General features: G+C 41.2%; 16 protein-coding genes and 1 pseudogene. 9 read left to right on the top strand and 8 right to left on the bottom strand.

Annotated elements, in window-relative coordinates; genetic code table 11:
- The first annotated feature begins 21 nt into the window (after nt 1-21).
- Nucleotides 22-1,704 (top strand): energy-dependent translational throttle protein EttA, encoded by a 1,683-nt coding sequence (ettA, locus tag Q8S11_RS09455; protein ID WP_305661845.1) that lies wholly within the window; start codon nt 22-24, stop codon nt 1,702-1,704.
- Between the two features lie 51 nt (nt 1,705-1,755).
- On the opposite strand, the gene Q8S11_RS09450 is transcribed toward ettA, so the two are convergent.
- Complete coding sequence (locus Q8S11_RS09450) at nt 1,756-2,616, bottom strand: prolyl oligopeptidase family serine peptidase (protein ID WP_305661844.1); 861 nt, start codon at nt 2,614-2,616, stop codon at nt 1,756-1,758.
- A 477-nt stretch (nt 2,617-3,093) separates the two neighbouring features.
- Between Q8S11_RS09450 and Q8S11_RS09445 the strand changes: the two genes are divergently transcribed.
- Entirely contained in the window at nt 3,094-3,567 is a 474-nt protein-coding gene (locus Q8S11_RS09445; RefSeq protein WP_305661843.1) for a ribonuclease H-like YkuK family protein, read from the top strand.
- A 54-nt stretch (nt 3,568-3,621) separates the two neighbouring features.
- Here the strand turns inward: Q8S11_RS09445 and Q8S11_RS09440 are convergent, their stop codons facing one another.
- Both Q8S11_RS09440 and Q8S11_RS09435 read right to left on the bottom strand, forming a co-directional pair.
- A complete protein-coding gene (locus Q8S11_RS09440) occupies nt 3,622-5,070 on the bottom strand; it encodes an ammonium transporter (RefSeq protein WP_371135149.1) in 1,449 nt (482 codons plus the stop codon).
- 899 nt (nt 5,071-5,969) lie between these two features.
- Nucleotides 5,970-6,935, bottom strand: a complete 966-nt coding sequence (locus tag Q8S11_RS09435; RefSeq protein WP_305661842.1) for a TIGR01212 family radical SAM protein — start codon at nt 6,933-6,935, stop codon at nt 5,970-5,972.
- A 52-nt stretch (nt 6,936-6,987) separates the two neighbouring features.
- Between Q8S11_RS09435 and corA the strand changes: the two genes are divergently transcribed.
- Both corA and Q8S11_RS09425 read left to right on the top strand, forming a co-directional pair.
- Nucleotides 6,988-7,941 (top strand): magnesium/cobalt transporter CorA, encoded by a 954-nt coding sequence (corA, locus tag Q8S11_RS09430; protein WP_305661841.1) that lies wholly within the window; start codon nt 6,988-6,990, stop codon nt 7,939-7,941.
- 94 nt (nt 7,942-8,035) lie between these two features.
- Nucleotides 8,036-8,278 carry a hypothetical protein gene (locus tag Q8S11_RS09425; protein ID WP_305661840.1) on the top strand — a complete coding sequence of 81 codons (243 nt, stop codon included), beginning with the start codon at nt 8,036-8,038 and terminating at the stop codon, nt 8,276-8,278.
- A 696-nt stretch (nt 8,279-8,974) separates the two neighbouring features.
- On the opposite strand, the gene Q8S11_RS09420 is transcribed toward Q8S11_RS09425, so the two are convergent.
- A complete protein-coding gene (locus Q8S11_RS09420; RefSeq protein WP_305661839.1) occupies nt 8,975-9,256 on the bottom strand; it encodes a GIY-YIG nuclease family protein in 282 nt (93 codons plus the stop codon).
- Nucleotides 9,257-9,703: 447 nt separating this feature from the next.
- Here Q8S11_RS09420 and Q8S11_RS09415 point away from each other — a divergent pair, with 447 nt between their 5' ends.
- Complete coding sequence (locus Q8S11_RS09415; RefSeq protein ID WP_305661838.1) at nt 9,704-13,081, top strand: methylmalonyl-CoA mutase family protein; 3,378 nt, start codon at nt 9,704-9,706, stop codon at nt 13,079-13,081.
- A gap of 12 nt (nt 13,082-13,093) precedes the next feature.
- Nucleotides 13,094-13,918: a KilA-N domain-containing protein gene (locus Q8S11_RS09410; protein WP_305661837.1), complete on the top strand. Its 825-nt coding sequence runs from the start codon at nt 13,094-13,096 to the stop codon at nt 13,916-13,918.
- 184 nt (nt 13,919-14,102) lie between these two features.
- On the opposite strand, the gene Q8S11_RS09405 is transcribed toward Q8S11_RS09410, so the two are convergent.
- From Q8S11_RS09405 to Q8S11_RS17855, 3 genes and pseudogenes are all read right to left on the bottom strand, one after another.
- Nucleotides 14,103-14,621: a hypothetical protein gene (locus tag Q8S11_RS09405; RefSeq protein ID WP_305661836.1), complete on the bottom strand. Its 519-nt coding sequence runs from the start codon at nt 14,619-14,621 to the stop codon at nt 14,103-14,105.
- A gap of 135 nt (nt 14,622-14,756) precedes the next feature.
- Entirely contained in the window at nt 14,757-15,215 is a 459-nt protein-coding gene (locus Q8S11_RS17860; protein ID WP_371135148.1) for a PDDEXK nuclease domain-containing protein, read from the bottom strand.
- Between the two features lie 94 nt (nt 15,216-15,309).
- Nucleotides 15,310-15,594: pseudogene (locus Q8S11_RS17855) on the bottom strand (DUF1016 N-terminal domain-containing protein); the annotation flags it as partial.
- 235 nt (nt 15,595-15,829) lie between these two features.
- On the opposite strand from Q8S11_RS17855, the gene Q8S11_RS09400 reads away from it, so the two are divergent.
- The 3 genes from Q8S11_RS09400 (at nt 15,830) to Q8S11_RS09390 (ending at nt 19,128) form a co-directional block, all read left to right on the top strand.
- Nucleotides 15,830-16,960 carry an acyltransferase family protein gene (locus Q8S11_RS09400; protein WP_305661835.1) on the top strand — a complete coding sequence of 377 codons (1,131 nt, stop codon included), beginning with the start codon at nt 15,830-15,832 and terminating at the stop codon, nt 16,958-16,960.
- A gap of 73 nt (nt 16,961-17,033) precedes the next feature.
- The gene (locus tag Q8S11_RS09395; protein ID WP_305661834.1) at nt 17,034-17,633 is read left to right on the top strand and encodes a DUF1080 domain-containing protein; all 600 of its coding nucleotides are present in this window, start codon (nt 17,034-17,036) and stop codon (nt 17,631-17,633) included.
- A 118-nt stretch (nt 17,634-17,751) separates the two neighbouring features.
- The gene (locus tag Q8S11_RS09390) at nt 17,752-19,128 is read left to right on the top strand and encodes a Gfo/Idh/MocA family protein (protein ID WP_305661833.1); all 1,377 of its coding nucleotides are present in this window, start codon (nt 17,752-17,754) and stop codon (nt 19,126-19,128) included.
- Nucleotides 19,129-19,652: 524 nt separating this feature from the next.
- Here the strand turns inward: Q8S11_RS09390 and Q8S11_RS09385 are convergent.
- On the bottom strand, nt 19,653-20,633 hold the full coding sequence (locus tag Q8S11_RS09385) for an acyl-ACP desaturase (RefSeq protein WP_305661832.1): 981 nt from the start codon (nt 20,631-20,633) through the stop codon (nt 19,653-19,655).
- Nucleotides 20,634-21,931 lie beyond the last annotated feature (1,298 nt).

Below are 21,931 nucleotides of genomic sequence, written 5' to 3'. Positions count from 1 at the left end.
TGAACCTCAATCAATATACGAATGTCAGACGAAAAAATTATATTTTCTATGGCCGGGGTAAATAAGATTTACCCTCCACAGAAACAGGTCCTTAAAAATATCTATCTGTCTTTTTTTTACGGAGCAAAGATCGGGGTAATCGGATTAAACGGTTCAGGTAAGTCGTCCGTACTCAAAATTATTGCCGGGCTGGACAAATCATACCAGGGTGAGGTTGTATTCGCTCCGGGCTATACAGTGGGTTATTTGGCCCAGGAGCCCATTTTAGACCCTGATAAAACAGTTCGGGAAGTTGTGGAGGAGGGTGTTGCCTCAACAACTGCCATCCTCAAAGAGTACGAGGAGATCAACGAAAAATTCGGCCTGCCAGAGGTTTATGAGAATGCCGATGAGATGGATAAACTACTCGCCAGACAGGGTGAATTACAGGATCAGATCGATGCTTCGGGTGCCTGGGAACTGGACAGTAAACTGGAACGGGCAATGGATGCATTACGCTGTCCTGAGCCTGATACAAAAATTGCCATATTGTCAGGCGGCGAGCGCAGGCGTGTAGCATTATGTCGCTTGCTGCTTCAGGAACCGGATGTTCTTTTACTTGATGAGCCTACCAACCACCTCGATGCAGAAAGTATCGACTGGCTGGAGCAGCATCTGAAACAATATAAAGGAACTGTAATTGCAGTTACCCACGACAGGTATTTCCTGGATAATGTTGCCGGATGGATCCTGGAGCTTGATCGCGGAGAAGGCATCCCATGGAAAGGAAACTATTCCTCCTGGCTTGAACAAAAATCCAAGCGCTTGGAATCTGAAGAAAAAACTGAAAGTAAGCGTCAGAAAACTCTGGAAAGAGAATTGGAATGGGTTAGAATGGCTCCGAAAGCGCGTCATGCGAAATCCAAGGCACGTTTATCAAATTATGAGAAACTGGCCTCCGAAGACACAAAAGAGCGTGAAGATAAACTCGAGTTGTTTATTCCACCCGGACCAAGATTGGGTAATCTGGTAATTGAAGCACAAAACGTAAGCAAAGCTTATGGCGATAAAATACTTTTTGACAACCTGAGTTTCTCATTACCTCCGGCAGGTATTGTTGGGATCATCGGACCAAACGGCGCTGGAAAAACTACTTTATTCCGCCTGATTACCGGTCAGGAACAACCTGATTCCGGATCCTTCAGGGTTGGACCAACGGTAGCACTTGGTTATGTTGACCAGAATCATGATGACCTGAATCCTGAGAAATCTGTTTGGGAGAACATCACCGATGGAAATGAAACCATTATGCTTGGAAACAGGCCAATTAACTCAAGGGCATATGTTTCCAAATTCAACTTTAACGGGGCAGATCAGCAGAAAAAGGTTGGCGTATTATCCGGTGGAGAAAGAAACCGGGTTCACCTTGCAATTACATTGAAGAAAAGTTCCAACGTGCTCCTATTGGATGAGCCAACTAACGATATTGATGTGAACACCTTGAGAGCGCTTGAAGAAGGTTTAGAAAATTTCGGTGGTTGTGCAGTGATCATTTCCCACGATCGATGGTTTCTTGACCGGGTTTGTACCCACATTCTGGCATTTGAAGGCAATTCCCAGGTGTATTATTTCGAAGGAAACTATTCTGAATACGAAGAGAACAGAAAGAAACGTACCGGCGACGTTACGCCTCACCGCCTGCGTTATAAAAAACTGACTGACTAAGATTTTGGCCGTCTGGTTGGTGATAATACCAACCAGACGGCCAAAATCAATTTATTTTAAGTGTAGCTTGAACCAGTTATCACACTCTGCAAGGAAACTTGCCATGTAATTTACATTTATAACCTCATGCCCCGTATCTTCATAGGATACGAGCTTATGGACATTACTAAATTGTGCAAGTCGATTTTTCAAGTCAACAGATTGCTGATAGGGTACCACAACATCAAGTTTGCCGTGAAATAAGAGCGTAGGCTTTGAATTAGCCGTAACATGACTTATCGGACTTGCTTCGGCATATGCTGAGGGATTAGTAAGATAGGATGTGCCGATCAACAACTGTACAAGTTGAGCCTGATTAGGATTCAAACCACTCGTTGGTGTAAAGTCAGTAGGACCGGCCAGTGAAATCACAGTTTTGACCTTATTGCCAATGTCATATTTATAAGTATATAAAAGCGACAGGTGCCCACCAGCGCTCGCACCCTGAAGCGCAAATTTATCTGAGGAAATCTTCCACTCTGCAGCCTTTGAACCTATAAACCCTATAGCCTTAGCAATATCATTTACCTGTGCGGGATGAATATTATTTTCGGGTGTATTCGTTAAACGGTAATTCAAGGTGGCAGCTGCATAGCCCTTATCCCGCCAGTATTTCGCAAGGTCTGTAAATGCTGATTTATCACCCCCAAGCCAGGAGCCTCCGTGCACCAGCAGTATTACTGCGGTTTTCCCATCTCTTTGCCCGGGCAGATAAATATCCAGTGAATTGCGAACATGTGCACCATAGGACACATTTAGGAGATCCTGAGAGGTGATGGCAGCTTCCTGAGGTTGATCAGGTGCTTTTTTACAGCCGGCGCTGATAATAAAGATAAACAGCAAACCTGATAGTACATATTTCAACTTGTTCATAATAGAATATACGAATATAATTATGGTTGCCATCCTTTTTCCTATGGTCGGTGTTATCAGCTTACCACAAACCGCGATAGAACTGGTCGGTGAGAACACCGACCAGAGGACCGACCAGAGGACCAACCAGAGGACCAACCAAAGGGTGAACAGATGACTGGTTGTTGATAACACTAAACACAGGGAAATATTATTGGATGTTCAATAGCCTAAAGCTTTAGCTGTAGGTCTATGATAGTATTAGGTGGGCTTTAGCCTGGCAGGAATTTCCTATGGTCGGTGTTATCACCGTACCATAAACCGCGAGCTGGTCTGTGAGAACACCGACCAGAGGAGACTAACTCCTCATTGTTAATATGTTAACAAATAAATAACATACCTACGCCGACAGATTGAAAGAATATCAGCTATCTTTAATTGTATTGCAATTTCCTGTATTACACCGGTTTAAATAAAAATTCAAATTGAATCAAATTTATGACTTGGAAGAAATTTAATGGAGAAATCATTGAAAGCCCGATCCTGGAAGAAGTTGAGCAAGCTATCGAACGGGAATCTGCAATGGGGAATAAATTAAAAGTTTGTATCGGCACAGACTCCCAGGTTAAAGGATCAATCATCGACTTCGCGACCGTCATCGTATTCCTGAGAGAGAAGAAAGGTGGATTTATGTACATCCACCAGGAGCGTTCTTCTTTGAGAATGGGAATTAAAGAAAGGATGCTTTCAGAAGTCCAGAAATCAATTGAATGTGCTTATTCCCTTTGTGACCTGCTTGATCTTTATGATGTAGATCTTGAAGTTCATGCTGATATCAATACAAATCCCAATTTCAAATCAAACATGGCGCTGCACGAAGCGATGGGTTATATATTAAGTATGGGTTTTGTGTTCAAAGCAAAGCCTGAAGCCTTTGCCAGTTCAGCTTGCGCAAATAAACTAGTTCAGTAAACAAAGAAAGCCATTGTTTTCAGGCAATGGCTTCTTTGATGTATAATAATTGGTTTATGATGATTTTAGTTTTATGTGCTCAGTAACGATTTGCCTCACATTCTCCATTTCATCCTCCATCTCATCTTCGACTTCCTTTTCATAGATGAATCCATGGCTGCTTACCAGCAAGGTTCCTTGTGTGTATTTTTCATTATGTTGTGTTGAGTCAAGTCCTTCCTCCTCTTCCTCTGAGCTTACACGCATTGGCTGTAATAAATTGATGAACTTGAAGATTCCGTAAGAGACAATAAAACTATAGGAAACGGTTATAGCAACTAATTTAAGCTGGGTAAAGAAAAACTCATGATTTCCATAGAACCAACCGTCAGAACCTGCAGGGTTAACTGTTTTTGTAGCCAGTAATCCCGTTAAAAGTAAACCTACTATACCTCCCACTCCATGACATGGAAATACATCAAGCGTATCATCCAGTGTAGTTTTTGTTTTCCAGTATACAGCAAGGTTTGATATGATCGCTGCAACGAAACCTATAAAAATACTCTGTGGAATCCCTACAAATCCGGCTCCGGGAGTAACAGCAGCAAGTCCGACAACAGCCCCGATACAGAAACCAAGTACTGAAGGCTTTTTCCCTCTCACTACGTCGAAGAACATCCAGGATAATCCTCCTGCAGCTCCTGAAACATTGGTAGTTGCAAAAGCTGATACTGCGAGCGCATTCGCACCAAGTGCAGAACCTGCATTGAAGCCAAACCAACCAAACCATAATAAACCTGTTCCTATTAAAACATAAGGAATATTTGCCGGTGGAACTTCCTGTCCGTTAAGATGTGCTTGTCTGCGTTTTAAAACCATTGCGCCAGCCAAAGCAGCCATACCTGCAGAGATGTGCACAACTGCACCTCCTGCAAAATCAAGTCCGCCCATTTTAAATAAAAACCCATCCGGATGCCATACCCAGTGTGCGATTGGGGCATAAACAAGCAAACTAAACAGAACTATAAATAAAATATAAGAGGTAAAACGAATACGTTCTGCAACAGCACCAACAACCAAACCAGGAGTGATGATCGCAAACATTAATTGGAATAATGCAAAGAGTGTTAAAGGTATCGTTGGTGCCAGACTCCAGGGCTCACCGGAGTTCACTCCCTGAAAGAATAAGAATGTGGATGGATTTCCGATTATACCACCGATACTCTCCCCAAAAGAAAGACTGAAACCAACAGTAACCCATAGTATACTGACAACCCCGGCAGCAACGACGCTCTTGATCATTGTTGAAATTACATTCTTGCGATGAACCATTCCACCGTAAAAAAATGCCAGACCCGGCGTCATCAGGAATACCAGAGCAGTTGCAACAAGCAACCAGGCGATATCAGCTCCGTTATACTTGCCGGTATCGGCAAAATCCGGAAGAGAAGGAACAAAAACTGCAGCTACAGCTATAATGGCAAGAATTAAAAAGGGTAGAATTTGCTTTAATCCAACTTTCATGATAAAATTTCTTATTAAGAGAACAAAATTTCAATTATTTGATACAAATGTATAAGCATTTTGAATAAAATCAATATTATTTTGATGTTTTTTTAATAAAACATTAAATTTTTAGAAGATTTATAATCTTAAATCAAATTTTAACAGATAAAATGCCTTACAAATGAGGTAAAATTTAAAATATTGCAAATAGAACTATGCAAAATCAAGAAATTTTGGACTGAATTTTGGAATTTTAATTGAAAATGCAGAGATTAATGAGAAATAGGCGAAGTTTTTTAAGAAAAAGAGCGTCAATAAGATATTATGGAGGGCAGAATGCTAAATAGCCCGGTGCTTTAGCTCCGGGTAAATTAACCGGTTATCAGGTCGGGCTTCAGCCCAAAACCCTAAGCAGCCTGAATGGAACAAATACTGGTGCTTTAGCTACATATTGCCGATAAATAATTACCAATTTAGTATTCTATCGGGCTAAAGCCCAATGTAATTTTCCTTACCAATTGCTGAATATTGGGCTGAAGCCCGAAAACGATTTAATCCTTTAACCCCAGCTAAAGCTGGGGCCTATTGAGCAAAACCGTATTGGTGACATATCATATATACTTTGACAAAGCCAATGGAATACTAATGCGCCTAAAATAAAATGGAAGTTTACCAGTGCGTTAATACGTGAAATATTGATACACTATACGTCAATTAATGACTGGATGATGGATAATTAGATGATTGAATATTAATATTGAGCATTGGGATAGCCATATTGTTCAATAGCCCGGTGCTTTAGCTCCGGGTATGGATCCGGTTTTCCGGGCGGGCTTCAGCCCAAAACCTAAGCGGCAAGAACGGAACAAATATTGGTGCTTTAGCGCCATATTACCGTTAAATAATCCACAATAAGATTAAACAACCAAAACCGAAGCACCTTTATAAGCACTCCCCTGAACAACCCCTTTGGCTTCCAGACGCTTATCGATATAACTCTGGATCTGAGATTTCTTCATTCCCCAGTTTGGAGCGATGAGCAAATCGAAATCGGCGAGGCCAAATAGTCTTTGAAGTACAATATCAGGTCTTAATAAAGGAATAAATTCAGCTATAAAATCAGTGTATTCATCAATAGTGAATACTTTAAAAGGATCGCGGGCATATCTTGAGCCCATGATCGAGCCTTTTACTATATGAAGATGATGTAGTTTAACAAATTTAATTTGAGGGTATCTGTTGATCTCATCCGCATAACGCAGCATCATTTCATGGGTTTCCCAAGGGAAGCCAAAAATGGTATGTACACAGATATCAACCTTTGTATTTTCTGCCAATTGAATTGCATTCAGGAATTCCTGGTGGGTACATCCCCTGTTGATCTGCAAAAGGGTATCATCATAGATAGATTCCATCCCCATCTCCAGATCCACATCAAAGCGATCAGCATAACTTTCGAGTAATGCCAGCTTCTCAAAATCAATACAATCAGGGCGGGTTCCAACTGACAATCCGACAATACCCTCTGTATTGATACTCAGCGCTTCATCATAAAGCATTTTGAGGTAATGAGTTGGAGCATAGGTATTGGTATTGGGCTGAAAATAGATAATAAACTTTTCGGCTCTGTAGTTTTTATAGGCCCTTTCCATGCCCTGCTCGATCTGCTCTCGAATGGTTGGAAGTTTCCGGGAAAGCTCGGGAGTAAAAGAATCTACATTACAATAGGTGCATCCGCCGTAACCCTTACTCCCATCACGGTTTGGGCAGGTAAATCCGGCATCAGCAATAATCTTATATACGCGCTGCCCATCATACTTATTTTTAAGATAAGCGCCATAATGATTATAATTCTTGAATCCGTAATCTAAAGGTGTTCCCAAAACTTTATTTTTGCAAAGATACAAAATTCAATCTTACCCATAAATTCTGCCTATGCTCCGGATATATTATAAAAAAGATAAACGACTGGCGAAAGAAAGTGACATCACTTTACTGCGTACAATCCCGCTTAACGACATGGTTTGGGTAGATCTTCAAAATTCTACCGTTGAAGAAAAGGTGACCATAGAAACCTATTTTGATATCAAATACTCTTCAGTAGAAGAGTCCTCAGAGATTGAAAGTTCTTCCCGCTTTAATGAACTGGATGATGAACTGATCATCAACTCCAATTTCCTGTCGCCCAAAATGCAGGAATTTGATTATTGCCCTGTTTCAATTATCCTTGAAAAAGGAATCCTGTTTACCTACCGGGATGACGATTTGAAGACCTTTGGTGAATCCGTCAAAAAGATAAAATCAAATCCGGGTTCATTTACAAACGGGTATCATATCCTGCTCACGATTCTTGAAACAGGAATTGAACAGGATGCAGATATCATTGAAGGTCTCGCGAAAGACATCGCCGACCTGAATAAAAAATTAACCCTGAACAGAAAACGTTCAGATGAGGAGATTCTCTTAAAAATTGCCTCCTTCCAGAACTACAACATACTGATGCGCGAAAACATTGTGGATAAGCAGCGTTTAGTATCCTCCCTGATGAAAAGCAGTTTATTTCCTGAAGAATATATGCCTGTTTTGCGGATCATGATCAAGGATATCGGCTCACTGATCGAGCACAATAAATTTGCCTTTGAACGATTGGAATACCTTCAGGATACCTTTATGGGTCTGGTGAACATCGAGCAGAACCGGATCATTAAAATTTTCACGGTAGCTACTGTTGCCTTTATGCCTCCAACATTGATCGCCAGTGTCTATGGCATGAATTTTAAGATTATGCCTGAACTGGGCTGGGATTATGGCTATGTCTTTGCTATTTCGCTAATGGTTTTGTCATCAGTCATTACCCTGATTTATTTCAAAAAGAAAAACTGGTTGTAACCTAAGTCATTTTTTACCGGAATACTTATTCGTATCTTGTAGATATGGCGAAATGCAAATGCTTGCAACAGCCTTGTAAAAACAAGAGGTTACTATGAAAACACCGGTAAGAAACAAATCCAATGAAAACCAGCAGGGTAGTTCAAAAGGAAATCAATCGATCAATGCAAAAAAAGAAACTCTGAAATCAAGAGGCATTTCAAACAGCGGCGGACAGATGTCTCATCAAACAGACAATAAACAGGCTACCGTAAATAAAGGAAATGTAAACTCCATGGTTCAGGGCAAAACAAAGGCGCCAAAAATGCCGAGTAAGCATAGTCCTAAGAAGGGTTAGATAGGTTTATTAGGGTTATTGTTGGAGGTTCCATGTTGCGTTAATAAGGAATTATAAGATGGGTTACAGGAGGTTCCCGCCTTCGCGGGAATGACACGCGGGGTGGGGGGAGGGTAAGGAGATTCCAGCCGTCGCTGGAATCGGAGTCAGATCACTCCTCATTCCAAAGATATATAAAGACAAAAAATGAGTAGAAGCACTACATCATTTATAATACGGTTCCTTCTTGCGATTCCAGCGAAGGCTGGAATCTCCTTTTTAACCAAAAAATTTTGTCATTCCAGCGAAAGCTGGAACCTCCCGACTCTTAAATAATGAGATTGTGCCTTTGCGGGAACCTATTTTATCGGTTGACAAACGTGGTTGGAGGTGAGGAGATTCCATCCATCGCAGATATAAAATTTTAGAATGGTTTTGGGTATGAGATTACAGCTTTCCTTGATCCTGCCTTAAATGTATTGTCGGAGGTTCCCGCTTTAGCGTGAATTGATTTTATCGGTTGACAAACATGGTTGGGCGAGGGTAAGGAGATTCCAGCCTTCGCTGAAAAGGAATTATATGATGGTGTATTTAATGTTCTCGCTTCCTTCTGTTTCTTCTTTGTAAGTTAAGTTAGCGGAGGTTCCCGCTTTCGCGGGAATGACAAGCGTTGTTGGAGAGTAAGGAGATTCCAGCCTTCGCTGGAATCGGCTTGGGTTACTTATCACTTTTAATGAACCAATTCGCGGCAAGATCATGCCAATCTGGGTTAAGCTTTTCAATTAAAGTATTTTTCCATGATCGTTGCCAGGTCTTTAATTGTTTTTCCCTGGCGATGGCTGAGTTCACATCAGTGAACTTTTCATACCACACAAGTTTTGTGCAATTGTACTTACTTGTGAATCCATAAACGAGCTTTCGTTTATGTTCATACACTCTTCTGCGGATATTGTTTGTAATACCGATGTACAAAACGTTATGAAATGTATTAGTTAGCATGTAAACAAAATATTCCTTCATTTCCCAAAACTGCAATTCCCGAAATATCTAAAGACAAAAAATGAGTAAAAGGTAGCATCATTTATCATACGGTTCCGCATTTCGATTCCAGCGAAGGCTGGAATCTCCCTCATACCCCCATGCTTGTCATTCTCGCGAAAGCGAGAACCTCCTGCAATAAATATTACCAGGTTTGATCAACTAGAGTGGAAACTTCCTTAAACACGTATTACAAATTTCCATCAATGAAAGCTGGAAACTTTAATTTCTAAAATACTTACATTAACCTTCGAGGTCAGTTCAACACCTGATCATACACGATAAAATTTTCGGGCACAAGCCATCACTATTGTCAGAAGCAATTTGAACCCGGGTTCTTATTTCTATCCCCCCTAAATCTCTCATCAATCCAATTATTCTTACCTTTATACCCCAAGAAGAATCAAAATGACCGAAGTCTACAAACCTAAACATAAGATACGTTTTGTTACAGCAGCTGCCCTGTTCGATGGGCATGATGCAACCATAAACATTATGCGGCGCATACTTCAGTCCTCCGGGGCAGAGGTTATCCATCTGGGTCATAACCGATCTGTGCAGGAGGTGGTAAACTGTGCGATTCAGGAGGATGTACAAGGTATTGCCATGACATCTTATCAGGGAGGGCATATTGAATATTTAAAATATATGTATGATCTGCTGCAGGAATTGGGCGCAGGACATATTAAAATATTTGCCGGTGGTGGTGGCGTGATCTTACCGACTGAAATCAAAGAACTTAAAGAATACGGCATTACGCAGATCTATTCACCTGATGATGGCCGAAAAATGGGGCTTCAGGGAATGATCAATGATATGCTCCAGGCATGTGATTTCCAAACCCATACCAGCCTGACGAATGAACTTCAGGGCATTCAGCAGAAGAATGTCAATGCCATAGCTTCCGCGATCACCCTGGCAGAAAACCATCCTGAGCAGACAGAAAGCTTTCTGAAAGAACTTGAAAAATTAAATGCAGATAAAAAAGTCCCGGTTATTGGGATAACAGGTACAGGAGGAGCAGGAAAATCATCACTGATCGATGAACTGGTTCGTCGTTTTTTGGTCGAAACTGATAAAAGCATTGCCATTATCTCTGTAGATCCATCAAAACGAAAAACCGGTGGGGCTTTATTGGGCGACCGTATCCGGATGAATTCCATCAATAACCCAAGGGTTTATATGCGTTCCCTGGCAACCAGGCAGGCCAATTTAGCCCTTTCGAAATATGTTCAGGAGTCGATTGATATCTGTAAGGCAGCAGGATACGAACTGATCATTGTTGAAACTTCCGGCATCGGACAGTCGGATACTGAGATCACCGAACATTGTGATGTATCCTTATATGTGATGACTCCCGAGTTTGGAGCAGCAACACAATTGGAAAAGATCGACATGCTCGACTTCGCCGATATTGTTGCGATCAATAAATTTGATAAGCGCGGGGCACTGGATGCGATCAGGGATGTAAGGAAACAATTCAAACGCAATCATCAATTGTTTGATGCAGCAGATGAGGATCTGCCGGTGATCGGCACCATGGCTTCACAATTCAATGATCCCGGAATGAATAAACTCTTCGCGGAATTGATGAAGGCCATTTTAAGAAAAACCGGATATGATTTCCAGGCAAAAATGGAATTGATTGGAAAGCATAGCGAAAAGAGTTATATCATTCCGCCAGAGCGGATCCGTTATCTCGCAGAAATCGTTGAAAGCAGTTCAGCTTATGCCGAATGGGTAAATGCGCAGAGTAAAATTGCTCAGCAGATGTTTCAGGTTAAGGGGGTATTGGGCCTCACCCAAACCCTCTCCGAAGGAGAGGGCTTAAAAAAGGATTTAGATGGACCTTTGACTGATGTATATAATAAACTTGAAGAAAGTCTTGATCCGGAATGCCGAAGATTATTGCGTGAATGGCCGGAAACGATCTTAAAATATAAGGCTGATGAATTCATTTTTAAAGTCCGGGATAAGGAAATTAAGCAATCTCTTTATTCCGAATCTTTGTCCAAACTTAGAATTCCCAAGATCTCCTTACCGAGATATGAAGCATGGGGCGACATTCTGCGCTGGTTACTGACTGAAAATGTACCCGGAGAGTTTCCATACGCTGCAGGAGTATTCCCTTTAAAACGTGAAGGCGAAGACCCAACCCGAATGTTTGCCGGCGAAGGCGGTCCGGAGAGAACCAACAAGCGTTTTCATTATGTTTCCCTCGGACAGCCGGCACACCGTCTTTCTACAGCTTTCGACTCGGTCACACTTTACGGAGAAGATCCCGGCCTACGTCCTGATATTTACGGTAAGATTGGAAATTCAGGGGTTAGCATCGCGACACTTGATGATGCTAAAAAACTATACAGCGGTTTTGATCTCTGCCATCCTTCCACATCGGTATCCATGACCATTAATGGTCCTGCGCCAATGCTGCTTGGCTTCTTCATGAATGCCGCCATCGACCAGCAATGTGAGAAATACATCATTGAAAATGGGCTACAGGCAGAAGTTAAGGCCAAAATTGAACAGATTTTCAAAGCAAAGGGCATAAATCAGCCGGTTTATCAGGGTGAACTCCCTGAAGGGAACAATGGACTTGGCTTAATGCTTCTCGGACTTACCGGCGACCAGGTTTTACCGGCAAATGTCTATAATAAGATCAAAGCCTATGCAATTGCCAGTGTAAGAGGTACTGTGCAGGCAGATATTTTAAAAGAAGACCAGGCACAAAATACCTGCATCTTCTCAACTGAATTCGCCCTTAGGATGATGGGTGATATCCAGAAGTACTTCATCGACAAACAGGTAAGGAACTTCTATTCTGTTTCCATTTCGGGATACCATATTGCTGAAGCAGGAGCTAATCCGATTTCACAATTGGCATTTACCTTGAGTAATGGCTTTACTTTCGTGGAGTATTACCTGAGTCGTGGGATGCATATCGATGAGTTTGCACCCAATCTTTCCTTCTTTTTCTCTAACGGAATTGATCCTGAATATTCTGTGATCGGACGCGTGGCCAGAATTATCTGGGCAAAAGCTATCAAGCATAAATACAAGGGCAATGACCGCTCCCAAAAATTAAAATATCATATCCAGACTTCCGGGCGATCTTTACATGCTCAGGAAATCGATTTCAATGATATCCGTACCACCTTGCAGGCGCTTTACGCGATCTATGATAATTGCAATTCACTGCATACCAATGCTTATGATGAAGCGATCACCACACCTACAGAAGAGTCGGTACGCAGGGCGATGGCGATACAGCTCATTATCAACCGGGAATTAGGTCTGGCAAAAAATGAAAACCCATTACAGGGAGCCTTCATAATTGAAGAACTAACCGAACTTGTTGAAGCAGCCGTTTTGGAGGAATTCAAACGGGTCAATGATCGCGGCGGAGTGTTGGGAGCCATGGAAACGATGTACCAGCGCAGCCGCATTCAGGAAGAATCACTTTACTATGAAACCCTGAAACACGACGGAACTTATCCGATTGTTGGGGTGAATACTTTCCTCAATAAAAATGGTTCACCGACCATCATCCCATCAGAAGTCATCCGTGCGACAGAAGAAGAAAAGCAATTTCAGATCAGCGCTTTGGAAACCTTTCAGCAAAGAAATGAGGAAACTTCAGCTAAGCTTTTGAAAGAACTTCAACAGAAAGCCATTGCCGGAGAAAATATTTTTGAAAGCCTAATGGAAGTTTGCAAGGTTTGTTCCCTGGGGCAGATTTCGCATGCATTGTATGAGGTTGGGGGGCAGTATAGGAGGAATATGTAATTAAAAGGACTCATGTCAAAAAGCAAAACATTAAGCGTTCAGGGCAGAGAAATTACGTTGATTTCCGACCAAATGAACGATTTTATTTCGCTTACTGATATGGCTCGTTACCGCGATTCTGAGCGAACAAACTATATCATACAAAACTGGATGAGAACCAGAAGCGCAATTGAATTTTGCGGTCTTTGGGAACAGCTCAACAACCCTGATTTTAAAGGCATCGAATTCGATGCCTTTAAAAATGAGTCAGGGTCAAACAGTTTTGCACTTACTCCGCAAAAGTGGATTGAAACTACTAATGCAAAAGGAATAATTTCAAAATCAGGACGATATGGAGGAACTTTTGCACACCGGGATATTGCTTTTGAATTTGCAACATGGATCAGTGCCGAATTCAAATTTTATTTCATTAAGGAATTTCAGCGACTCAAGGCTGATGAAAGCGATCGATTAAAACTAGATTGGAATCTTCAGCGCACCTTAGCTAAGGTAAATTACCACATCCATACCGATGCAATTAAGGAAATCCTGATACCCGAAACTCTAAGCATAGAGAAAATTCGCTTTGTGTATTCAGATGAAGCCGATATGCTAAATGTAGCACTGTTTGGTCTGACAGCAAAACAGTGGCGAGAGGCAAATCCTAAAGCTGAAGGCAATATACGCGATGAGGCAACAATAGAACAATTGGTAGTTTTGAGCAACATGGAAAGCATTAATGCTGTATTAATTCACCAGGGATTGAAACAAAGTGATCGACTAAAGCAGTTGAATAGGATAGCCATTACCCAGATGAAATCTCTCTTAGGAAACAATAATTTTAAGAAATTGAAGTGACTATGAAATACTTAGAAAATAAAGCATTTAACAACCTACAATTGAAAAACAAGCCTTATCGCGAGGTGAATTCTTATTACTAATGCTAAAAGCGTTGATCATGAGACTGCTCGCCCTACCTATTCTTCCGGCCTGCGGGCCTCCTTCGGAATGACGGAAAACGCCACCGTCATCAGTTACCCGGCTAGCATAAATTTACAATTTGTAATTCACTCGCATCCCTCTGTAAGCCCACTCTATCCCGCCGTATTTTAGTAATATTCCTGCTTCTGCTATATCGCAGTGATAACTTAACCAAAACCGGAGGCTCCCCTTCTATCGTTCTAAATAACTTTATTTGTATTTTTCTGCCTGCCTGTAATTCTATCTGCGATTTATCAAAGGGCATTTTCTTCTTTTTGACCTTTAGCGGTTGATCACTCATATGTTCTGCAATAGCCACATTCCAGACGGATCGGAATCCCAGCAAAGCAGCTTTAATGCTGTAAACCTGTTTCAAACCCCGATCTGAAATCACTACCCGTGCAAACGAAACCGCATCTGCGAAACGTCTCCGCTCCTGTTTCTGTTTTTCCGAATAGATCACAGAACTTCTGTCAGGGAACCTGGAAACAACTGTTTTCCCCGCGCATTGTCTGAATAACAACTGCCGGTTGATACTTCCACTGAAGCCTTTAAAAAGTATGGAGGTTTGAATAGCCATTTTCTTAATTCCTTATTGAATTTAAGAAAAATTTCACTGTTTATCAAGAGCTTAACTTAAAAACAGGACCCGGCAAAGCTAAAAGCCAGGCCTTAGGCAGGTCTTAGATTCGTTTAAGGTATAGGCATTTTACGTTCAGATACTATTAAAACGGGGTTTTTGAGAGCAATGGAAACGATTTACTAGCGAAGCCAGATTCAGGAGGAATCTATTTTCTATGAAACCCTGAAACACGACGGGATTTATCCTCGTTGGGGTGGATACCTTTCTCAATAAAAATGGATCACCAACAATTATCCCATTGTAAGCTTCCCCGACAACCAAGCATTGAAGTCCACGGTGGTAAAAAAGGAGGTCAATGAAAAAGTCACTGTTCCCTACTTGCAATTTATATTCTTCGCCTATAAACAAAGAGTCTTTCCCAAGTTCAAGTATAAAATTCTTCATCTGTCTCACAAGTCCACGCTGTAAATCACTTTCATTATGCGGTTCGGGTAAGTTTAGAAATTCAAATACGTAGCTATCTTTAAAAGTATTTGTTAGGTCTTTGTTACTTTCTCTCACCGCTGGTGAGAGTTTTGAATTGCCTATCATTGTCCGCTCGAAAAGGCTTGCAGATATTTGTCGGTCGAGTTCTCTTTTACTATAATTTTCTTGCTTTACGAGTTGAAGATAAAACTCAATTTCTTCAATAGATTTGCATCTTGAAAATTATGGGCAAATTGTTTGTCCAACCAATTTCTCTCACAAGTGGTGCGAGTTTTGGAAATTCTCTATAAGTCTCATAAAACTGCTTCATTCTCCAAATATTTTTATCAGAGAAGACTTTTATTTCAGGTTCGTGTGTCTGTATGTAATTGGCTAATTCTGTCACAACAGAGTCGCCCCATTCAGATTGTTCAATTTTCTTGCTTATATATTCACCGATATTCCAATATAGGTTTATTAGCTCAGCGTTTACGGCTTTTATGGCATTAGTCCGAGATTATTTTATTAGCTGAATTATGTCCGTAAAGCGATTGGTCATTGTTTATCTCATTATGCTACAAATTAATGTTTTTTCAGTCGTGTTTATGAATTGGAACCACTTTTCTGCCATCACTGCGAAAATTGTATTGTCAGCCAACTCTTAAAAATCCCACACATTTCCAATTCCTCCAAAATAATGTAAATTGGATCTTGAATACTTTCAATCCAATTTCAACAAAATGAGCAATTCTCCCACCCGCTTTCTCTCACTCGATGTTTTCAGAGGCATGACTGTATGTTTCATGATCATTGTCAATACTCCCGGAAGTGGGGCTACTCCCTTTGCACCGCTGCTTCATGCCTCATGGCACGGTTTTACTGTAACAGATCTGGTTTTTCCCGGGTTTTTATTTGCGGTTGGAAATGCAATGAGCTTCACCAAAGCGAAACTTGAAAGCGACAGCATGGCCTTTTTTAAGATATTGAAGCGGACTGCATGGATCTTTTTATTGGGATACCTGCTCTACTGGTTTCCTTACTTTAAGTCAAATGAAGCCGGAGAATTAATCTTAAAACCAATCAGTGAAACACGCATTTTCGGGGTATTACAACGAATCGCACTTTGTTATTTCTTTGCTGCGCTGATGATCCATTATCTCAATTCTAAAAAAATTATCATTCTCAGTGTATTTTTCCTTTTAGGCTATTGGGCAATCCTGCTCGCTTTTGGTGATCCTGCAGACCCTTACAGTATGCTTGGAAATGCAGGTCATTATTTGGATAAATTTCTGTTTGGTGAAAGTCATCTGTCAAAAGGAGAGGGTGTGCCTTTCGAGGCTCAGGGACTTCTGAGTACCATGCCGGCAATTGTACTGACCATCATCGGCTATTTTGCCGGAAAATTTATCAGAGAAAATGGCAAAAATTATGAAAGCATTGCAAAATTATTATTGAGTGCAGCGGTTCTGATCTTTATTGCATTATGCTGGGACAGTGTATTTCCGATCAACAAAAAACTCTGGACAGGTTCCTTTATCCTGTTAACCAGCGGACTTAATCTGGCAATCATTGCTGCATTATTGTATGTTGTTGAAATAAAATCTATGAATAAATGGAACTGGACTTACTTCTTTACGGTATTTGGTAAAAATCCGCTATTTATTTATTTAGTGGCCGAAGTGGGCAGCAGAATACTTGGTCTGATCACCCTGGCTGAAGATACCAGTTTGCGTAAAGCCATCAGCATCAATGTATTTCAGGCCATAGCACCCGGACCGATCGGCTCTTTACTCTTCGCTCTTTCCTTTATGCTACTCTGCTGGTTGGTTGGACTGTGGATGGATAAGAAGCATATTTATATAAAAGTGTAAAATATATCCCGCTTCGTTTTGAATCCATTATTTAAAAACTATATTTATTATATAAACCAAAACACATACTACAATGAAATACTTAGTATTTATTTTTTCCTTCATTTTGATTTCAACTGCTGCTATTGCTCAGAAATCAACAAAGCTGTTCAACGGTAAAGACCTTACGGGATGGACTATTCATGGTACAGAGAAGTGGTATGTTGAAAAAGGCCATCTCATCTGTGAAAATGGGCCAAAAGAAGAATATGGCTATCTGTCTACAAACAAAAATTACAAAAATTTCATCCTGGAATATGATTTTAAACTTGAGGCCAATGGAAACAGTGGAGTTTTCGTCCGTTCAAGCATCGAAGGAACTAAGATCAGCGGATGGCAGGTAGAAGTTGCTCCTCCCGGAAACGGAACAGGAGGCATTTATGAATCCTATGGAAGAGGCTGGTTAACCAAACCTACTAAAGAAGAAGAATCAGGCCTTAGTCCGGATGGCTGGAACCGTGGAAAAATTCATGTAATGGGTGATGAAATAACTACATGGTTAAACGGTAAACAAATCTCTCATCTGAAAGATGAAAAATTTGGTGCAGGAAAAGGATTTATTGCTCTTCAAATCCATTCTGGTGGAGACATCAAGGTTAGATGGAAAAGAATTAAAATTAAAGAGCTCGAATAAACATCAGCACGATTAATCAAACATTTAAGCCTGCCCAATCCCGCATGCGTGGGAATCAATCCCGCATGTGCAGGGCTCAATCCCGTTTATACGGGAATAAACCCCAAATTATAATCTAATGAACAACAATCAGGAATCTTCTCGTAGAGGTTTTATTAAAAAAATTGCAGCAACCACCGCCGCCGTTGCAGTTGGAAGCAATGTACTTGCTGCAGCTCAGGAAAGTGAAACAGCACAGTTTATAATCCATAAAAGACAATACATTGGTGCAAATGACAATATAAATATTGCACTGATCGGAGCAGGAGGAATGGGCACTGGGGATACGATCACTGCACTCAAAGTCCCGGGGACTAAACTTGTAGGGGTATGCGATCTCTATGATGGAAGACTAAAAGACGCCAAAAATCGCTGGGGACAGGATATTTTTACTACAAGATCTTACAAAGAAATATTAAACCGCTCAGATATTGATGCTGTTATTGTGGCTACACCTGATCACTGGCATCAACAGATTTCTATCGATGCCATGAGAGCCGGCAAACACGTTTACTGTGAAAAACCAATGGTTCATGACATTACCGAAGGACCAGCAGTAATCAAAGCTCAGAAAGAAACCGGAAAAGTTTTTCAGGTTGGTAGTCAGGGAGTATCTTCTTTGGGAAATGAGAAAGCAAAGGAACTTCTGAAAGATGGAGCAATCGGGCAGCTTAACTTTGCAGAAGGTTTTTGGGCACGTCATTCACCGGGAGGAGCATGGTCATACCCAATTCCGGCAGATGCATCAGCAGAAACAGTCGACTGGGAAACATACCTGAGCAATACTACGAAACGCCCATTTGATCCAAAACGTTTTTTCAGATGGAGAAACTATCGTGATTATGGCACCGGAATGTCAGGAGATTTGTTTGTCCACCTGTTTTCAAGTCTTCATTTTATCACAGATTCATTCGGTCCGAATAAAATTTATTCCTCGGGTGGCTTAAGGTATTGGAAGGACGGGCGGGAAGTCCCGGATGTACTTTTAGGCATATTTGACTATCCTGATCAGGCAGAGGCTCATCCCGCGTTTAACTTGTCGCTAAGATGTAATTTCATTGATGGAACCAGTGGGAATACAATTCTTAAGCTAATAGGAAGTGAAGGGGCAATGGATATCGGATGGGATAGCGTAACCCTTAGAAGAAACAAAAATTTCTCTTCAGATGATCCATTTTTCATTGAAAACATGAAAAAGGCCGGAACACCACTAAGTGACAGAAAGCGAATCCTGCCGCAGGAAGAATATACCTTTGCAGCAGAAAAAGGCTATATGGGTGGTCCTTATGACCATTTCGTGAATTTCTTTAATGCGATCAAAAACAATGGCAAAGTTGTGGAGGATGCAATTTTCGGATATCGAGCCGCAGCTCCTGCATTGTTATGTAATGACAGCTATAACAACGATACTGCAATACTGTGGAATCCAGAGAAGATGCAATTAGTTAAAAAGTGATTTAACCACAAGAAAAAAGCCCGACTGGTAATATTACTAGTCGGGCTTTTCTGTTAATTAACAAATTTGGATATAAATTTTTGCTAGCTACTATTAAAATTGGAGATTTTCTTTTGTTTTGGAAAGCAGGGTCTGTACTTCTTCGGTTATACCAGTCCCGTGTTCTGCCGTAGTTTTTGCCAATAAATTTCTGGGTAAGATAAAATCAGATTTGGCAAAAATCTACGGCTGCCACCCGGGTTTATTTCAAAATGCAAATGGTCCTTTTGTCGGGCTGTCACTCCCGATGGAAATCAGCACCTGGTAAAATAAACCTTGCCGGAGGAAGTATCTTCCGGCTATACGGAATTGTAATTTGAACGATATTTCTTGCCGGAAATACTCCGGAGGAAAGGGCTGAACCTGCCTATAGAACACAAGCATTGGTTTCAAAAATCAATTAATGTGACTCCAAAACCTTATCCCAATAATTTCAACCTATCTTATAACCATTATTATTTCTAACTCAGGTTAAATTTAGATAATTACCCTGCTATCCAACTGAATTTATATTCCAGGGAAGGGTTTTTCATTCTTTCGGCAACCCTCAACAGGCGATCCGGTAAATTCATCACATAATCACGTGCCTTTTCACCGGCTTCATTTAGATCAGTAATTTTTTCAATATGCCACTCATCAATCAGTTGTTTCATGATCTGTACATAGTCCACTGCGGTATAAACGCCCAAACGTTGCGCTGCATCCGTAAAGTGTCCGAATGTCTGACCCATTTGCAGACCAACTTCACGAAGGAAGTGAGCAGGCATTACAATTTTATTACGCATCATATCTTCAAAAGCAATCATGGCTTCACTTGGATCGACTTCAAAAATACGAAGCATAAAATCCTTATATGCTTTTGCATGCCGGGCCTCATCCGAAGCAATGACACCACACATTTTCGATAAGAGTGTATCGCCCTCAGCTTTAGCTAATGAAGCAACCCTTCTGTGCGAAATATTTGTAGCCAATTCCTGAAAACTGGTATAAATAAAATTACGGTATGGGTCATGACCGGTACCGATATCAAAACCATCAGCAATAAGATATTGGGTAGAAATCTCCATCTGGCGCATGTTTACGCGCCCTGAAAGATAAAGGTACTTGTTCAGCAAATCGCCGTGACGGTTTTCTTCTGCTGTCCATAGTCTAACCCATTTCATCCAGCCATTATGTTCGTCCTTAGAAATTCCGTCAACCATGGTCAACCAGGACTCATAGGTTGGGAGTGCTTCTTCGGTAATCGTATCACCGATCAAAACCGCCACCAAATCATAAGAAAGTGCTTTTGCATTCTCCTTTAAATCCTTAATTTCTGAATAAAATGTATCGCGCGTTGAATCAGGCAGAAAGTCGGAAGGCTGCCAGTTTGTTTCGATAGGTTTGAGATATTCATGCATCTTTTCAAGCATATACTTTTCGATGTGCACTAATACTTCTCTGCGTGATCCTATATTAATATTCATATGAACTTCTAAATTATCCAAATATACGTAAAAAGCATGAATCAGGGTCTTAAAATTGAATTCATAACATCCTTTTAATAGATATGAGATGCCATAAAAGCAATAATTTGTGCAAGTATAGATAAAAATAATGGTAGAGAAAATGAGATAGATCACGCGCTTATCAGAAAAATCGTAATATTATTATGCATGAATTTAATGTGATTAATTTGAAGAAAAATTCAGGTTTTCCTTTGGTCGGTATTGTCACCGATCAAGAGACATAAGTTGTTTATGGTACGGTGACAACCCCGACCATGGGGAATCAATTTATTTTAAAAAGCAGGTTCAGTGTTCTATCGGTCCCGTCAGCCGTGCACTCCCCGTCCGAATGGCTTCAGCTGGGGGGCGCTAGAGTTTGCCGCAGAGAATTAGTGTTAAGATGCTATTTACATTGCGGTAAATCTGCCGCTGCGATCCCGTTTTCCTGACTTTCGTCAGGATGACATTCGGATTTCGGCGTCTTTGCGTCCTTGCGAGCCAAAAAACATCAAGCATTTGAGGCAGAAAATGGTATAAAATAAATACATGAGCATGGCCCTTGCAATCTTTTTGGTTTGCGAATATGGGGTTGTGGCTTTCGCCACAATGACAATTTGTATATAAAAATTGAGGTCGTGGCTTTCGCCACGATGACAATCCGTATTTAAAGATTGAGGAGATTCCGGTTCGTAGACCGGAATCGGAAGTACAGTAAAGGCTAGCAGAAATTGCAATTTTTCCTCTTAAAATTAAGCAGTACCGCTCGCTCAGATTCCGGCCTCCGAGCCGGAATCTCCTTATTAACCCCGCAATCGACTGTCATGGCGGGCCTGACCCGCCACCCCGCAATATCTTGCGTCTTTACGATCACAGCATTTTGTCATTGCGAGTGTAGCGAAGCAATCCCTTCACTACTAGTACTTAATGTGATAAGATTGCTTCGTCGTACCTCCCTGCCCGTCCGATCAGGCGGGCTCGCAATGACAGTAAAATGCCTTCATGGCGGGCCGTAACAAAAAAACCTCGACAGTTTCCTGCGAGGGTTCGTTCAATCCAAATAAAAATCGGGAGGGAGGGACACCGTTTCATTCTGGCGAAAGCCAGAAACAAAAAAAGCCTCAACAGTTTCCTGCGAGGCTTTCGTTTAATCCCGATAGCAATCGGGATGGGCACCGACCTAACTCCCATCCGCCCCGGGCGGACAGTACCTCCCGATAACTATGGGGGGCTCTGACGGGCTGTAACGTAAAAAAGCCTCAACAGTTTCCTGCGAGGCT

The sequence above is a fragment of the Daejeonella sp. genome, from assembly GCF_030695525.1.
Lineage (GTDB): Bacteria > Bacteroidota > Bacteroidia > Sphingobacteriales > Sphingobacteriaceae > Daejeonella.
The sequence above is the reverse complement of the archived record's forward strand: the minus strand, read 5'-3'. Positions and strand labels throughout refer to the sequence as shown.

What these genes read in the sequence shown, in the direction of transcription:
- ettA (WP_305661845.1), top strand. Translation starts at nt 22, where the DNA reads ATGTCAGACGAAAAAATTATATTTTCTATGGCCGGGGTAAATAAGATT.
- Q8S11_RS09450 (WP_305661844.1), bottom strand. Translation starts at nt 2,616, where the DNA reads ATGAACAAGTTGAAATATGTACTATCAGGTTTGCTGTTTATCTTTATT.
- Q8S11_RS09445 (WP_305661843.1), top strand. Translation starts at nt 3,094, where the DNA reads ATGACTTGGAAGAAATTTAATGGAGAAATCATTGAAAGCCCGATCCTG.
- Q8S11_RS09440 (WP_371135149.1), bottom strand. Translation starts at nt 5,070, where the DNA reads ATGAAAGTTGGATTAAAGCAAATTCTACCCTTTTTAATTCTTGCCATT.
- corA (WP_305661841.1), top strand. Translation starts at nt 6,988, where the DNA reads ATGCTCCGGATATATTATAAAAAAGATAAACGACTGGCGAAAGAAAGT.
- Q8S11_RS09425 (WP_305661840.1), top strand. Translation starts at nt 8,036, where the DNA reads ATGAAAACACCGGTAAGAAACAAATCCAATGAAAACCAGCAGGGTAGT.
- Q8S11_RS09420 (WP_305661839.1), bottom strand. Translation starts at nt 9,256, where the DNA reads ATGCTAACTAATACATTTCATAACGTTTTGTACATCGGTATTACAAAC.
- Q8S11_RS09415 (WP_305661838.1), top strand. Translation starts at nt 9,704, where the DNA reads ATGACCGAAGTCTACAAACCTAAACATAAGATACGTTTTGTTACAGCA.
- Q8S11_RS09410 (WP_305661837.1), top strand. Translation starts at nt 13,094, where the DNA reads ATGTCAAAAAGCAAAACATTAAGCGTTCAGGGCAGAGAAATTACGTTG.
- Q8S11_RS09405 (WP_305661836.1), bottom strand. Translation starts at nt 14,621, where the DNA reads ATGGCTATTCAAACCTCCATACTTTTTAAAGGCTTCAGTGGAAGTATC.
- Q8S11_RS17860 (WP_371135148.1), bottom strand. Translation starts at nt 15,215, where the DNA reads ATGATAGGCAATTCAAAACTCTCACCAGCGGTGAGAGAAAGTAACAAA.
- Q8S11_RS09400 (WP_305661835.1), top strand. Translation starts at nt 15,830, where the DNA reads ATGAGCAATTCTCCCACCCGCTTTCTCTCACTCGATGTTTTCAGAGGC.
- Q8S11_RS09395 (WP_305661834.1), top strand. Translation starts at nt 17,034, where the DNA reads ATGAAATACTTAGTATTTATTTTTTCCTTCATTTTGATTTCAACTGCT.
- Q8S11_RS09390 (WP_305661833.1), top strand. Translation starts at nt 17,752, where the DNA reads ATGAACAACAATCAGGAATCTTCTCGTAGAGGTTTTATTAAAAAAATT.
- Q8S11_RS09385 (WP_305661832.1), bottom strand. Translation starts at nt 20,633, where the DNA reads ATGAATATTAATATAGGATCACGCAGAGAAGTATTAGTGCACATCGAA.